The following is a 13,608-nucleotide window of genomic DNA, read 5'->3' on the forward strand; positions in this document are numbered from 1 at the left end:
GTGACCACCGCGAACACCTACGCCTTCACCGGAAAGACCGTCATCGTCACCGGGGCAGGCTCCGGAATCGGCCGTTCGATCGCACGACTCTTTCTCGAGAACGACGCCAACGTGGTCGTGTCGGGCCGACGTGCAGAGGGATTGGCGGAGACGATCAGCGGGTTCCCTGATGCCCGCACCCTCGTCGTGCCCGGTGACATCGCCGCGCGAGCCGATGTCGACGCCCTCGTCGCGGCGACGGTGGAGCGTTTCGGGGCCCTCGATGTGCTGGTCGCCAACGCGGGCGTGTACTTCGGCGGAGAGATCGACGAGCTCACCGACCCGCAGTGGGCGACGCTGAAGGGCACGAACATCGACGGAGTGCTGTTCTCGGTGCAGGCGGCCCTCCCCCACCTCGTCGCCTCCCGCGGCAACATCGTCGCCGTCTCCTCTGTCTCGGGGCTCCGGGGCGACTGGGGCCAGGCCGCCTACAACGCCACCAAGGGGGCCGTGAACGCGATGGTGCAGTCGCTCGCGCTCGACCTGGGCGCCCGGGGCGTGCGCGTGAACGCTGTCGCCCCGGCCTTCACCCTCACCGAGATGACCGACCACATGGCGACGACCCCCGAAGCACTCGCCCCGTTCACAAACCGCATCGCTCTCGCGCGCCCCGGCACGCCGGAGGACATCGCGCCCGCCGTGCTGTTCCTGGCGAGCGCGGATGCCGCGTACATCACCGGCGCGATCCTTGCCGTCGACGGCGGAACGAGCGCCTCCACGGGCCAGCCGCACGCCGGCTGAGCGTCAGGCGATCTGGATTCGTTGATTCCGATCTCCACCTCGACATGCAGTTGCCCACCCACGGCCTCAACGTATCGACGGAGCGTATCGACCTGAGTTCGTTCGATCTCGCCGTGCTCGAGCCGCGAGACGCGATTCTGACTCACTCTGAGGGCCTCAGCAATTTCCACCTGAGTGAGGCCTGTTGCTTCCCGCAGTTCACGAAGACGGTAGGCGCGTACCTCTTCGAGCAAGTTCTTCTTGTGTTCGTCTACCGCTGCACGATCGACCGGGCGTTTCGCGAGTACGTCAGTGACGGATCTGGTCATCTTCGTTCACCTCTCAGCGTATTCTCATGGTTCTCGAATCGAACATCTGCAACCGGGATGTTCTCCTGGTACCACTTCTTCCAGCGACCCGCCTTGTCGCCTGCAACCAACAGGATCGCTGTTCGATGCGAATCGAAAGCGAAAAGCACCCGGAGTTCGGACCGCCCGCTCGATCCCGGGCGCAGTTCCTTCATGTTCTTGTGTGCGGAACCCGAAACAGAGTCCATCAGAGGCCGGCCCAGCTGAGGGCCATACGTGCTGAGGAGCTCGACCGCAGCAATCACGTGTTCATATGAACCCTGGTCCAGCTCCAGGAGCCAGTGCTCGATATGCCCAAGGTCCACTTCCCACGTCGAAATCACACTACACCTTCTGAGTTATATTACCTACAGGGTGTATTCTTTGGCTTCTTCAGGCCGTATCCCAGAGGCGGAATGGGCGGACTGTCCGCCCTGTGCATCCTATCTGAGAAATTATCAGAAACGACGCGCGGCGTCAGGCGCCGAGCAGCCCGTCGACGAAGTCGGTCACTGTGCCGAGCACCTCGTCGCGGTTCGTCTCGTTGAACACCTCGTGGCGCGCCCCGGGGAAGATGTGCTCGGTGAGCGCCGAGCCGGCGATCACCTCGATACCGGCACGACTGTCGACGAGCGGCACGAGCTGGTCATCCGAGCCCTGGATCCAGAGCGCGGGAAGCGTGCCGAGGTCGCCGGAGCGGGCGATCAGCGCGAGGCCGGCGTTCAGCGCCTCGAGGGTCGCCCGCTTGAAAGGACCGTGCCAGACGAGCGGGTCGGCCACGTACGCCTCGCCCACGGCAGGGTCGCGCGAGAGGGTCGACGGTTCGATGGGGGTGTCGGGGATCGGGTCGAGCAGCAGCAGGTCATCCACCACCTGCCAGCGGCCGAGCACCGGGCCGGAGAGCACCAGCGCGGCCAGCTCCTCGCCATAGCGCTGAGCGAAACGGGCACCGATCATGCCGCCCATCGAGTGCCCGATGAGCACGACGGGCAGGTCTGCCAGGTCTGCCGGGCCAGCCCGGCCAGCCGAGCCGGGGGCGGATGCCCGGGTGAGCTCCAACAGCGTGTGCAGGTCGGCCACGACATCCTCGTAGTCGCCGACGAGCACCCGCTCGCCGGCACTCTTCCCGTGGCCGACATGGTCGACGCCGTGCACGATCGCGCCGCGCGAGACCAGCCAGTCGGCGACGTACTCGTAGCGCCCGATGTGTTCGCCGTACCCATGCGCGAGCAGCACCACATACCGGGGTTCGGGGGCACCGCCGCGATCGGCGACACCGCCCCAGGTGCGGGCGACGCGTTCACCGTCGGTTCCGTCGAAGGTCCATTCGTTCGAGGTTGCCATGCCCCGAACATACGCCCGCCGGCCCGCCCGCGGAAGGCCGGGGAGCTGCCGGATGATCGGGTGTGCAGTTTCGGCCCACAGATCGCCCCCTTGGGGCCCGAACTGCCCACTCGATCGTGATGGGCACCGACGGTTCGGGCGGGCGGGCGCGAACCGGCCGGTGCGGGCGCGCGGGCGGAGGCGGAGGGGCGTCAGCCCATGTGCGCGGCGAGCTGCTGCTCGCCCTGCGGCAGCAGCTCGCTCTTCGAGCCGCGGATGAAGATCACAGCGATCACGGATGCCGCCACCATGGCGATCGCAGCGGCGACGAAGACCGCCGAATACCCGTCGGTGAAGGCTCCGAACACCGGAACGCCCGACTCGAGGGAGGACTTCTCGACACCGGCGTAGATCGCTGTGAACACGGAGACGCCGATCGACCCGCCGATCTGGAGCGCCGCATTCACGGTGGCGGATGCCGCACCGGCGTCGTGCGGAGCAACACCGGTCAGGGCGAGGTTCTGCAGCGTGACGAAGAGCATCGAGAGCCCGATGCCGAGCAGAACGAGCCCGGGCAGCACCTCGGTGAAGTAGTTGCCGCCGGGGGTGATGCCGCTGAGGTACCAGAGTCCGGCCGCACTCACCAGGGGTCCGGCGATGAGCAGGGGCCGCGGGCCGATCTTCGGCAGCATCTTCGTGAGGAATGGAACGACCAGCAGGATCACGATGGTCATCGCGACGTTCGCGAGCCCCGCCGTGAGCGGGCGCATGCCGAGCACGATCTGGAAGTGGAACGTGAGGTAGAGCGTGGCACCGATCAGCACACTCCCGACGATTGCCTGGATGAGGAACGCGCCGCCGCGAACCCGGTCGGCCACGACCCGGAGCGGCAGGAGCGGCTGCGCCACCCGGGACTCGATCACGATGAAGAGCACCAGGAGCCCCGCCCCGAGCGCGAGGAAACCGATGGTGTTGGCCGAACCCCAGCCGTCTTCCGCGAGGCTGAAGCCGTAGACCAGCGAGCCGAGGCCGAGGGTGACGGTGACGGCGCCCCAAATGTCGAGGCGGTTCTCGCCCTCCGCGCGGCTCTCACGCAGGTACAGGATGCCGCCGATGAACCCGATGATCACGAAGACCACATTGACGAGAAGGCACCAGCGCCAACTCGTGAACTCGGTCAGCACACCGCCGAGGATGAGGCCGACCGCCGCGCCACTGCCGCCGATGATACCGAACACGGCGAAGGCGGTGTTGCGGTCCCTGCCCGAAGCGAAGGTCACCGTGAGCAGGGCGAGCGCGGCCGGGGCCAGCAGGGCTGCGAACAGGCCCTGGAGCCCCCGGGCGATCACCAGCTCGGTGCCGTTCTGGGCGATCCCGCCGAGTGCAGACGCGATCCCGAAGCCGAGCAGACCAACGAGGAAGGCGCGCTTGCGCCCCCAGTAGTCGGCGACGCGGCCGCCGAGCAGCAGCAGCGCGCCGAAGACCAGCACGTAGGCGGTCACGACCCACTGGCGCTCGAGGTCGCTGAGCCCGAGCTCGGCCTGGGCATCCGGAAGCGCGATCGTGACGATGGTGGCGTCGAGCACCACCACGAGCTGAGTGAGCGCGAGAACGGCGAGCGAGAGCCATTTGTTGGGCAGTCGGAGCGTGTCGGGCAGTCGGAGTGCGTCGGACATGAAGAAACCCCCAGGCTTCTGAAGAAACGAAGATGCTGGAGGTTTCGAGCCTCGGATCGGCACGACACTGCGTGCCCGCCTGACCGTCCCCGGACCACGTGGTCGGGCAGGTCTTCATCCTACATCGGATGCCGAGGAGCAACATCGGATGCCGCAGGGCGAAGCCGATCACGCGAGGCCCCACACTCTCCGGGGCTGAGACCGGCCCGCTCGTCAGAGGGCGCGCAGCTGGTCGAAACGCTGCAGGATGAGGCCCTCCCGGAGTGCCCAGGGGCAGATCTCCGCGACCGCGATGCCGAGGCCCGAGAGCGCAGACTCAGCCACGAGGGCCGCAGCGAGCATCTGTTTCGCGCGAACATCCGAGACCCCCGGCAGCTCAGCCCGGTCGGCCACACTCATCGCGGCCAGGCGGTTCGCCCAGAGCGTCAGATCGCGGAGGTGCAGCTCGCGTTTCACGTACGGGCCCGCCGCGCGCGGCGCTGCCCCCGTGATGCGCGCGAGCGACCGGAACGACTTCGAGGTCGCCGCCACGATCGTCGCCGGTTCGAGCTGCTGCAGCGCCGCGATCGGCTCCTCGAGCGTCTCGCGGATGTACCGCCTGGCCGCCTTCACGCTCTTCGCGGTCGGCGGGTCGCCCGGCAGGTGGTCCCAGGTCAGTCGGCCGGCCCCGAGCGGCACCGACAGCGCGAGCTCCGGATGCTCGTCGGCCCCCATCGCGAGCTCGAACGACCCGCCCCCGATGTCGAGGTTCAGGATGTTGCCCGAACCCCAGCCGTACCAGCGCCGCACAGCGAGGAACGTGGCCGCCGCCTCATCCGGTCCGCTCAGCTCGGCGAGTCGGATGCCCGTCTCCACATACACGCGGGTGAGAACCGCCTCGCCGTTCGCCGCCTCGCGGATCGCCGACGTAGCGAATGCCAGCAGATCTTCGGCGTCGTGCGTGCGAGCGAAGGCGGCCGCCTCGGTGATGAAGTCGATCAGCTCGCGCTGACCCTTCTCATTGATTGCGCCGTCGTCGTCGAGGAAGGCCACCAGCTGCAGCGCCCGTTTGAATGAGCCGAACGGGATAGGCCGTGCCCCCGGGTGCGCGTCGATGAGGAGGAGGTGCACAGTGTTGGATCCGATGTCGAGAACGCCAAGCCGCATAGGTCGAACCTAGTGCCTCGGGACGGAACGGCCCGCGCGCCGGGGTCGTCGCGCTCCCGCGGCCTGTGACACACCCGCCCGTGGCGCTAAGGTGTCGAGTGCGCTACGACGGGGTCGCCCCGGGCGAGCGACCCCTGCCAAGCGCAGTGCATCCCTTGAAAGGCTGACCGTGACCGATATCCATGATCCCCAGGGCGATCCGAACCGTCTTCCCGCCGGCGCCGCGGCACCCGGCTGGTACCCGACCGCGCCGGGTTCACCGACGTTCCGCTGGTGGGACGGCGTGCAGTGGACCGAGCACCTCCAGAACCAGCCGCTCGTCGCGTCCGCGGCGATCTCGACCGTGACCGCATCGACGCCGGTCTACAACGTCTTCATCTGGCTCTTCACGCTGCTGCCGATCGTGTCGCTGCTCGCGCTCATCCCGGCCGACCTCACCTCGACCTTCGAGCAGTCGATGCGCCAGGCGCTGGCGAACCCGGGGAGCCGCAGTTACAGCAGCGCAGCCATGCTCACGCCCGGGTACCTGCTGCTGCAGCTGCTCAGCTTCCTGGTCTGGGCCGCGATGGTCGTGCTCGCGTACTTCGACTGGAAGCGCCTCGGCCAGCTCGGTTTCGCCCGGCGCTTCCACTGGGCGTGGGGCTTCCTGACCGTCGTCTACCTCATCGGCCGCACCGTCATGGTGCGCAAGGAGAGCGGCCGCGGGCTCGCGGTCATCTGGGTCTACATCGGGCTGGTCGTGGTGACATTCGTGGTGGTCGGCATCCAACTCGTGTCGGTCTTCTCCGCGATGGGCCAGCTCGTGCAGCAGTACCGCTGACCCGGCCGCCCGCGCGAGATCGAGAGTCAGTCGATCTCGGTGGTGAGCTGCGCGACCACCGCAGGCACGTCCGTCTTGATGGTGTTCCAGACGACCTGGTAGTCATTCGCCTGGTAGTGATGTCCCAGCCGGTTGCGCATACCGCGGATCTGTCCCCAAGGAACATTCGGGTGCCGATCGCGCACTTCCACAGTCAATCTGTCGCAGAGCTCGTGGAACTTGATGACAATCGCGTCAGCGGCGTGCCTGCTGAGCCGGCCGGCTTCGGAGTCGAAGTGCTCCCAACCGAGCGCGACCACGGCGTCTGCATCGGCAGCCAGCTCGAGCATCGCCTCGATGACCTCGGGCGTCGTGTCGAGTCGGGGTTGTGCGCTGCTCGACTCCCGCGGCGAGCGCGCCCGGAAACGATTCCGGCCGGAGTCACCCTCCCCGACCGTCACAGCAGAACCGCCTCCGCACGGATGCGATCCATCACACGACTGGGCTGGGCACGATCGCTCACGACGTCGACGGGGTAGCCGAGCAGATTTTCGGCTGCAGCGGCGAATCCGCTGAGATCCAGGAGGGATCCTTCGTCGCTGAGAGTCACCAGCAGGTCGACATCGCTGGCCCTGTCGTCTGTGCCGTGGACGGAGGAGCCGAACACCCGAACCTCGGTGACGTGGAACAGCCGCGCGGTCTCGAGTATCTCGTCTGCGAAACGCTCGAGCATCTCTGATGGCCGCAACCTCGCCTCCCGCTCGATACGGTCGATCGTGGTGGGCGACGGCGTCACGACCCCGCGTTCGTAGGCGCTGATCTTCGGCTGGCTGACGCCGGTTCTCTTCGCGAGCTCCTTCTGCGTGAGCTGCGCCGTCTCGCGCATTTCGCGCAGCCGTTCACCGACGGTCATCGACATACCTCCTCCGTATACCTCGGGGTATATCTTAGTGTGCGCGGGGTGGGCGACCGTATGCTGTGAGGCATGACGGAGGTTTCACGCGCGACGCAGACCGGCACGCGCATGCGGCGCCCGGGCGTCGTGACGCTCGTGGTGGTGCTCACCTATGTCGCGGGGCTGTTCGATGTGCTGCTCGGCATCCTCGCGATCTTCGCGCGCTACCTCCCCGACGTGATCGACGACGGGGAGGGCATCCGCCTCGTCGTGACCCTCGTGGGTGCGGCGACACTGCTGTTCGGGCTGCTCACCATCGCCCTGGCCTCGGGCATCGCGCGGGGCGACCGCGTCGCGCGCTGGTGCGTCACCGGACTCCTGCTGCTGAGCTTCGTGCTCACCGCCGTGTATTTCATCGCCCACACCGGCCAGGGCCCCGTGGGGATGATCGTTCAGGCGGTGATCTCGGCCGTGGTCATCCTGCCGCTCTGGATCGGCCGGGGCGGGCGTTACTTCGCCGCATCCACCGTCCCGGTCTGAACGGAGGGCGCGCCCGCGGCCGGACGGTGCAGCAGGCTCCGGTTCGCGGCCTGGCCGCCGACCATCCGCAGCTCGTCCCGCCGGGTCAGCCGGCGGTGCACGAACCGCACGATCTCGATCAGCCCGATGCAGCCGGCCGCGACCACCAGGATGAGCGCGGCCGTCTCGAACGACGGGTCGACGAGTTGGAGGAAGTCGCCCACAATCGGGATCGTGTAGACGAGAACGAGCCCGATCATCATCGCGCCGATCACGACGGTCTTGAACGGAGTGACCGGGCGGGAGAGCACCACGAGGATCCAGAGCCCGATGACGGTGAGGATGAGCGTCGAGCCGGTGCGGATCTCGGCCTGAGGCGTTCCGATGTTCGCCGAGACGACGGCGAAGACCGCCAGACCGAGCGTCACGACGGCCCCGGCCGGAATGGCGAAGGTCAGTGAACGCCGCAGGAATCCGGGGATGTACCGCTTCGCATTCGGCAGCAGAGCGAAGAAGAACGCGGGGATGCCGATGGTGAGCCCGTCGGTGATCGAGAGCTGGCGCGGCAGGAACGGAAACGGAAGAAGCAGCACCCCGAACACGAGCGCGAGGAACGTGGCGTAGGCCGTCTTCGTGAGGAACAGCATCGAGACGCGTTCGATGTTCGCGATCACCTGCCGCCCCTCGGCCACCACATGCGGCAGATGCGAGAACCGCCCGTCGAGCAGGATGAGCCGGGCCACGGCCTTGGTCGCCGCAGCGCCGGAGTTCATGGCGACGCCGATGTCGGCCTCCTTGATCGCGAGCGCGTCGTTGACGCCATCGCCGGTCATCGCCACGGTGTGCCCGGCCGCTTTCAGCGCGACGACGATCCGTTTCTTCTGGTCGGGAGTGACCCGCCCGAAGACCGTCGTGGTCTCGAGCAGGGCGATCAGGGCATCCTGGTCCTCGGGCAGTTCGCGCGCATCGAAGCCGTGCGGAGCGTCGAGGCCCACGTCGCGGGCGATCGCGGCCACGGTCTGCGGATTGTCGCCGGAGATCACCCGCACCGCCACCCCCTGCGCCGCGAAGTAGTCGAGCGTCTCACGGGCGTCCGGGCGGATGTTCTCGCGGAACGTCAGCAGGGCGACCGGCACGGCGTCGGCCGGCACCGTCTCGTCGTGGGTGGGCGTGCCGTGCGCCAGCACGAGGGTGCGACGGCCCGTTGCGGCGAGCTCGGTGGCACGGGTGGCGAGAGCGGTGCGGCCGGCCCCGGATGCTGGACTGCCATCCGCGGCGCTGCCGGCATCCGGGAACACCATCTCCGGCCCGCCGAGGATCCACATGCCGTCGTCGAACACGACCGCGCTCCACTTGCGGGCCGAGGAGAACGGCACCGTCCCGACGGGCGCGGCCGAGGGCTGCTCACCGAATTCGGAAGCCAGGCTCCGGGCCGTGGCGTTCGCATCGTTCTGCACGCCGTACCAGGCCAGAACCTGCTTCCAGCCCGGGTGGGCGTCATCCCGATGACTCTGGCCGACCGGATGCGCCCCGTCGAACACGATGTCGCCCTGGGTGAGCGTGCCGGTCTTGTCGAGGCAGATGATGTCGATGCGCGCGAGCCCCTCGACGGCCGGCAGCTCCTGCACAAGCACCTGCTGGCGCGAGAGCTTCACCGCACCGACCGCGAACGTGATGCTCGTGATCAGCACCAGCCCGAGGGGCACAGCGGCCACGACGGAGGCGATCGTGGCGACGACGGCATCCGTCCACCTCCCGCTGGCGATCGCTTCGCCCCAGCCGCCCTGCGCGAACATCTGCGAGTTCAGCACGATCAGGGCGAGCGGGCCGATGATCCAGGTGATCCACTTCAGCACACGGTTGATGGATGATCGGAGCTCGGATGTGACCATCGAGAACCTCTTGGCCTCATTCGCGATGCGATTGGCGAAGGAGTCGGCCCCGACCCGCACCACGACCGCGCGGCCCTCGCCGCCCACCACAATCGAGCCGGAGAGCACCTCCGTGCCGGGCGTCTTCTCGACGGCATCGGATTCGCCGGTCAGCATCGACTCGTCGAGCTGGAGACCCCGGGCATCCACCACCCGGCCGTCGGCTGCCACCTGGTCGCCGGCGCGCAACACGAGCAGGTCATCCAGGACCACCTCGGCGATGGCCACCTCGACCTCGGCGCCGTCCCGCCAGACCCGCGCACTCGGAGCGTTCAGCAGGGCGAGGCGGTCGAGTGCGCGCTTGGCGCTGTACTCCTGCACCGTGCCGATCACCGCGTTCGCGACGGCGCTGAAGCCGAACAGGGCATCCTGCCAGCGCCCGACCACCAGCAGTACGAGGAAGCAGGCCGCGACTATGCCATTGAAAAGCGTGAGCACGTTCGCCCGCACGATGCTCCAGACGCTGCGGCTGGAGTTCTGCACGAACGCGTTGGTGCGGCCGTCGGCGGTGCGCTCGGCGACCTCGGCCGCGGTCAGGCCCCTGGCGCCGGGATCGGTCGCGGCGCTGCGCGCGTGGGCGTCGTCGGCGCCGGGTCGCACGTCAGTCCTGTCCATCGGGCTGTTCTTCTGGCGCGCGTGCCGGAGTGCCACCGGCGGCAGGCGATATCGGGGGCCTTTCGGCAGGGCTCCCCCACCGTTTCCATGCGGTCACGTAGATGCCGAGACCGGTCACCAGAGCGACGATCACCCACAACACCACGAGGAAGTCGATCCATGAGCCGACCGGTGGGGAGCCCGGGAGGAAGCCCCGGAGCGGGATGGTCGCGAAGAGCATGGCGCCGATCCAGCTCATGAACGAGGCCTCGACCTTTCGCCGGCCACGATAGACCGTGGTGGAGACGTAGAGCACGAGGGCTGCGATCAGCACCATCAGTCCGAGCAGGAGGATGCCGAAAGCGAGGGTGCTCCACGAGCGAACCGCGGTGATCTGCACGTCGAAGATTCCGGCGTCTCCTTCGTCGCTCGCCGTCGGCTTCGGCGCCGACAGGGACCATCCCGGGAGATAGCCCGCTCCGATGATGTACGGGCTCGGAAGGGCCACGGCATCGCCGTTCTTCACGACGTACACGCCGAGCTGCAGGCTGGAGCGGTAGATGTCGAACGGCCAGTTCTCGACGGCCCCGGGGGCGAACAGGGAGACGGTGGTGATCCCCGGAATGGAGCCCGCCGCATAGTCGATCGTCTGGCTGCCGTCGACCGGAGACACCACCACGATCAGCGGATCGGCCAACGTGCTTGACCCCGGCTCGAGCAGTTGGTCGGAGACGATCAGCCGGAGCTGTGTCGAAATACGCTCGCCCGCGGCATCCACCGTCTGCGGCGTCAACACCACGGTGACTTCCCCGGCCGCCGGCTGCTGGATGCCGCCAGCCGAATCGACCCGGCCGCTCGAGGAGTAGAGCAGGGCGACGAGGGTGTAGACCACGACGGCGATCGCGACCCCGATGATCACGCGACGACGGGTGTGACGCCCGGGCGCCGGCTGCAGTGTGCTCACGCCTCCGAGCCTAGCGATCGGCAGGCGTGGGTTCAGGGCCTGACTCAGCCGTCGTGGTCCACCCGGTATCGCAGGAAGACCACGCCATTGCCGAAACGGTGTTCAGCCAGCAAGGTGAGCCGAGCATCCAGACCCGCAGGGAGGAACCGCTTGCCGCCGCCGACGATCACCGGCGAGACGTACTGCTGCACCTCGTCGACAAGCCGAGCGGTGAGCGCGTGGGCCGCGAGCGCCGCACCGCCGACGACGAGGTTCCGGCTCGCTTCGGCCTTCAGCCTGGCCACGGCCACGGGGTCGAACCTCGGCTCGAGGCGCGTGCGCGCGGTGTCGACGTCGTCGGGAACCAGTGTCGTCGAGTACACGATCTTGTCGGCCGCACGCCAGAGCGTCGCGTAGTCGCGCATCACGGGCGAAGGATCGTCGTGTGGCACGGTCTCCCAGAAACGCATCGTCTCGTAGAGCCGTCGTCCGTAGAGGTGGGTGCCGACCTCCCGCTGGGTGTCGTTGACGAACGCGTGCACCTCCTCGTCGGGTGCGCTCCAGGCGAACGAACCCGCAGCATCCTCGATGTAGCCGTCGAGCGAGGTGATGCAGGAGTAGATCAGGCTCGCCATGACATCTGCCCCAGCGCTGACCCCGGCGCCGGCAGATGTGGCTTCACGAGGGCCTCCTTCGGCTTCGGTTCCAGACTACCGAGATTTCCTCTGAACCTCAGGGGATCCTCCACAGGCGACTCGATCGTAGAGTTCTCCACAGGAAGCTCCGCGCCCTGTGTCGCGTCCGCATCGAACGACCATTCTCTCCCTATGACTATGTCGATCGATCCCCGACTGATCAGCGTTCGCGATGTCGAGCTCGGGGGAGGCCACCGTCGCGAACTGGCGCGTGCCTCGACCCGAGGGACACTCCGCCGACTACGGCCCGGCGTCTATGTCGATACCGACACGTGGCGCACGCTGGATGAGGCCGAGAAGTACCTCGCCGTCTGTCGCGCAGCGTCCGCCACAGCCGGCGCCCGGCCGGTGCTCTCCCACTGGTCAGCGGCGGTCGTCCACGGGATCCCGATCCTCGGGTCATGGCCGACAGACATCCACCGCCTCATGGAACGCACGTCGGGCGGGCGCTCCCGGCCGGGAACAGTGGCTCACCCGACACGGCTCGACACGGTCGAGATCGTGGAGGTGAACGGGATGCTCGTCACCTCGGTGGCGCGCACGACGGCCGATCTCGCAGCCTGCGCCTCCTTTGCGTCGGCGGTCGCCTCAGCCGATTACGTCCTTCATCGCAAACGAAAGACGCACCTCACGAAAGAACACTTGCGCAACGGCATCGAGGTTGCGTGCGTCACACGTGGCAGGCGCCGGGCTCACGCGATTCTCGAGTTCGCAACGGACCTCGCCGACTCGCCGGCCGAATCCGCGAGCCGAGTGAGCATGAACCTCGCCGGTCTCGTGATGCCCGAGTTGCAATCTGAATTCTTCGACGCCGACGGTTTTATCGGCGCGACGGACTTTCACTGGCCCGGAGTACGGCTCATCGGAGAGGTGGATGGTCGCCAGAAGTACCTCAAGCCCGAATACCTCGAGGGTCGCTCGCCGGGCGAGGTCGTCTACCAGGAGAAACTGCGGGAGGACCGACTCCGGAACCTCCAACTGACGGTACGACGCTGGGACTGGCAGCGGGCGAACAGCCCGACACGCCTCGCGGCGCTGCTCCGCCCTGCGGGCGTACCCCTCCGCCGCGGCCGCTGACGCCGCCCCGCCCCCGCGCGCGCGCCCGCCCACGCCCGCGCCTCCGCGGTTCCGCGGTTCCGCGGTTCCGCGCGCGTTTGTCGCTTCCGCACCTGCGCGCGCACCCGCCAAAGCGACAATCGGTAGCGGAACCGATGCGGGCGGCGCCCCGCTAGACTCTGGCGCACGGAGGCACCGACACCCCGCGACGTCCGGCGACGCACGGTGTTGGCAACCGCGGCGTGGGGCGTCCCCGTGCTGGCGATGGCCGTCACCGCCCCGGCGGCCGTCGCGAGCGGCGGGCCAGCCGACCTCATGCTCGTGGAATCCGGCCCGATCCAAGGCACCGACCCAGCCGTGCTGTCCTTCGTGCTGACGTTGACCGGCCTTCCGGCGCTGCCCGCGAGCTCGCCGGGCGACTACATCGGCATCCTGCTCGGCTTCTGCCTGCCCGACGGACTCGCCGTGGAGTCGGTGTCATCGACGAGCAACGGATGGTCGTTCGAGCCCACCACGGATCCGTACGAAGCCGGGGAGACCTTCGTCTACAACTCGATTGCCTTCGATGCCTACTCCTCGGACACCCTGCTGGTCCAGGTGCGGCAGTCCCCCGAGGTGACGGGACTGCACGGCACGCTCGGGGCGGATGCGAGCGTCGCTACTACCGGTTACGCCCAGGATCTCGAGTGGGCGTACAGCTACGGCACGCCCTCCGGCTCCGCGCTGCCCAACTGTGCCAAGGCAGATCCCGCCTCCGCCCCGGCTGACGCCGCCCCCCCCCCCCCCCCCCCCGCCCCCCGCCGCACCCACTGTTCCGCACACGTTTGTCGCTTCCGCGCCGGGGCGCGCACCCGCGGAAGCGACAAACCATGGCGCAAGAGTTCTCAGTGACGGCGGGAGGGCGCCGACGCGGAGAAGCCCGGGC

14 protein-coding genes and 1 pseudogene are annotated in these 13,608 nt (G+C 68.1%); 5 read left to right on the forward strand and 10 right to left on the reverse strand.

The features are described 5' to 3' along the window. Nucleotides 1-780 carry an SDR family NAD(P)-dependent oxidoreductase gene (locus B7R22_RS15385; protein WP_116412577.1) on the forward strand — a complete coding sequence of 260 codons (780 nt, stop codon included), beginning with the start codon at nucleotides 1-3 and terminating at the stop codon, nucleotides 778-780. A gap of 92 nt (nucleotides 781-872) precedes the next feature. Here the strand turns inward: B7R22_RS15385 and B7R22_RS15390 are convergent. The 5 genes and pseudogenes from B7R22_RS15390 to B7R22_RS15410 form a co-directional block, all read right to left on the reverse strand. After that, nucleotides 873-1,088 (reverse strand): annotated as a pseudogene (locus B7R22_RS15390) (helix-turn-helix domain-containing protein); the annotation flags it as partial. Continuing rightward, on the reverse strand, nucleotides 1,085-1,450 hold the full coding sequence (locus tag B7R22_RS15395; protein ID WP_367379200.1) for a type II toxin-antitoxin system RelE/ParE family toxin: 366 nt from the start codon (nucleotides 1,448-1,450) through the stop codon (nucleotides 1,085-1,087). The gene B7R22_RS15395 and the pseudogene B7R22_RS15390, both read right to left, overlap by 4 nt. 133 nt (nucleotides 1,451-1,583) lie before the next feature. Then, on the reverse strand, nucleotides 1,584-2,450 hold the full coding sequence (locus B7R22_RS15400; RefSeq protein WP_116412578.1) for an alpha/beta hydrolase: 867 nt from the start codon (nucleotides 2,448-2,450) through the stop codon (nucleotides 1,584-1,586). Nucleotides 2,451-2,641: 191 nt separating this feature from the next. Further along, nucleotides 2,642-4,105, reverse strand: a complete 1,464-nt coding sequence (locus B7R22_RS15405; RefSeq protein ID WP_116412579.1) for an MFS transporter — start codon at nucleotides 4,103-4,105, stop codon at nucleotides 2,642-2,644. Nucleotides 4,106-4,318: 213 nt separating this feature from the next. Then, nucleotides 4,319-5,251: a Ppx/GppA phosphatase family protein gene (locus tag B7R22_RS15410; RefSeq protein WP_116412580.1), complete on the reverse strand. Its 933-nt coding sequence runs from the start codon at nucleotides 5,249-5,251 to the stop codon at nucleotides 4,319-4,321. 169 nt (nucleotides 5,252-5,420) lie between these two features. Here B7R22_RS15410 and B7R22_RS15415 point away from each other — a divergent pair, with 169 nt between their 5' ends. Next, nucleotides 5,421-6,071 carry a DUF2510 domain-containing protein gene (locus B7R22_RS15415; RefSeq protein WP_172582464.1) on the forward strand — a complete coding sequence of 217 codons (651 nt, stop codon included), beginning with the start codon at nucleotides 5,421-5,423 and terminating at the stop codon, nucleotides 6,069-6,071. Nucleotides 6,072-6,097: 26 nt separating this feature from the next. Here the strand turns inward: B7R22_RS15415 and B7R22_RS15420 are convergent, their stop codons facing one another. Next, nucleotides 6,098-6,511, reverse strand: a complete 414-nt coding sequence (locus B7R22_RS15420; RefSeq protein WP_116412582.1) for a HepT-like ribonuclease domain-containing protein — start codon at nucleotides 6,509-6,511, stop codon at nucleotides 6,098-6,100. Next, nucleotides 6,508-6,963: an XRE family transcriptional regulator gene (locus B7R22_RS15425; RefSeq protein WP_172582466.1), complete on the reverse strand. Its 456-nt coding sequence runs from the start codon at nucleotides 6,961-6,963 to the stop codon at nucleotides 6,508-6,510. The genes B7R22_RS15420 and B7R22_RS15425 overlap by 4 nt, the downstream gene beginning before the upstream one ends. 72 nt (nucleotides 6,964-7,035) lie before the next feature. Here B7R22_RS15425 and B7R22_RS15430 point away from each other — a divergent pair, with 72 nt between their 5' ends. Beyond that, on the forward strand, nucleotides 7,036-7,485 hold the full coding sequence (locus tag B7R22_RS15430) for a DUF7144 family membrane protein (RefSeq protein ID WP_116412584.1): 450 nt from the start codon (nucleotides 7,036-7,038) through the stop codon (nucleotides 7,483-7,485). Here the strand turns inward: B7R22_RS15430 and B7R22_RS15435 are convergent. From B7R22_RS15435 to B7R22_RS15445, 3 genes are read right to left on the reverse strand one after another with little or no spacing between them, the layout of a single operon-like run. Then, a complete protein-coding gene (locus B7R22_RS15435) occupies nucleotides 7,455-10,010 on the reverse strand; it encodes an HAD-IC family P-type ATPase (protein WP_116412585.1) in 2,556 nt (851 codons plus the stop codon). The two genes, B7R22_RS15430 and B7R22_RS15435, sit on opposite strands and share 31 nt — an antisense overlap. Further along, nucleotides 9,997-10,953 (reverse strand): DUF4436 family protein, encoded by a 957-nt coding sequence (locus B7R22_RS15440; RefSeq protein ID WP_172582468.1) that lies wholly within the window; start codon nucleotides 10,951-10,953, stop codon nucleotides 9,997-9,999. The genes B7R22_RS15435 and B7R22_RS15440 overlap by 14 nt, the downstream gene beginning before the upstream one ends. 44 nt (nucleotides 10,954-10,997) lie before the next feature. After that, nucleotides 10,998-11,567, reverse strand: coding sequence for a dihydrofolate reductase family protein (locus B7R22_RS15445; protein WP_116412587.1), 570 nt, complete (start codon nucleotides 11,565-11,567; stop codon nucleotides 10,998-11,000). Between the two features lie 192 nt (nucleotides 11,568-11,759). Here B7R22_RS15445 and B7R22_RS15450 point away from each other — a divergent pair, with 192 nt between their 5' ends. Further along, on the forward strand, nucleotides 11,760-12,704 hold the full coding sequence (locus tag B7R22_RS15450; RefSeq protein WP_147305415.1) for a hypothetical protein: 945 nt from the start codon (nucleotides 11,760-11,762) through the stop codon (nucleotides 12,702-12,704). Between the two features lie 207 nt (nucleotides 12,705-12,911). Then, nucleotides 12,912-13,574, forward strand: a complete 663-nt coding sequence (locus B7R22_RS15455; RefSeq protein ID WP_147305416.1) for a hypothetical protein — start codon at nucleotides 12,912-12,914, stop codon at nucleotides 13,572-13,574. Nucleotides 13,575-13,608 lie beyond the last annotated feature (34 nt).

Source organism: Subtercola boreus (genome assembly GCF_003399635.1).
In the GTDB taxonomy this organism is placed as follows: Bacteria; Actinomycetota; Actinomycetes; order Actinomycetales; family Microbacteriaceae; genus Subtercola; species Subtercola boreus_B.

Coding starts and splice junctions, on each gene's coding strand:
- B7R22_RS15400 (WP_116412578.1), bottom strand. CDS start 2,450: ATGGCAACCTCGAACGAATGGACCTTCGACGGAACCGACGGTGAACGC.
- B7R22_RS15405 (WP_116412579.1), bottom strand. CDS start 4,105: ATGTCCGACGCACTCCGACTGCCCGACACGCTCCGACTGCCCAACAAA.
- B7R22_RS15410 (WP_116412580.1), bottom strand. CDS start 5,251: ATGCGGCTTGGCGTTCTCGACATCGGATCCAACACTGTGCACCTCCTC.
- B7R22_RS15425 (WP_172582466.1), bottom strand. CDS start 6,963: ATGACCGTCGGTGAACGGCTGCGCGAAATGCGCGAGACGGCGCAGCTC.
- B7R22_RS15430 (WP_116412584.1), top strand. CDS start 7,036: ATGACGGAGGTTTCACGCGCGACGCAGACCGGCACGCGCATGCGGCGC.
- B7R22_RS15435 (WP_116412585.1), bottom strand. CDS start 10,010: ATGGACAGGACTGACGTGCGACCCGGCGCCGACGACGCCCACGCGCGC.
- B7R22_RS15445 (WP_116412587.1), bottom strand. CDS start 11,567: ATGGCGAGCCTGATCTACTCCTGCATCACCTCGCTCGACGGCTACATC.
- B7R22_RS15450 (WP_147305415.1), top strand. CDS start 11,760: ATGACTATGTCGATCGATCCCCGACTGATCAGCGTTCGCGATGTCGAG.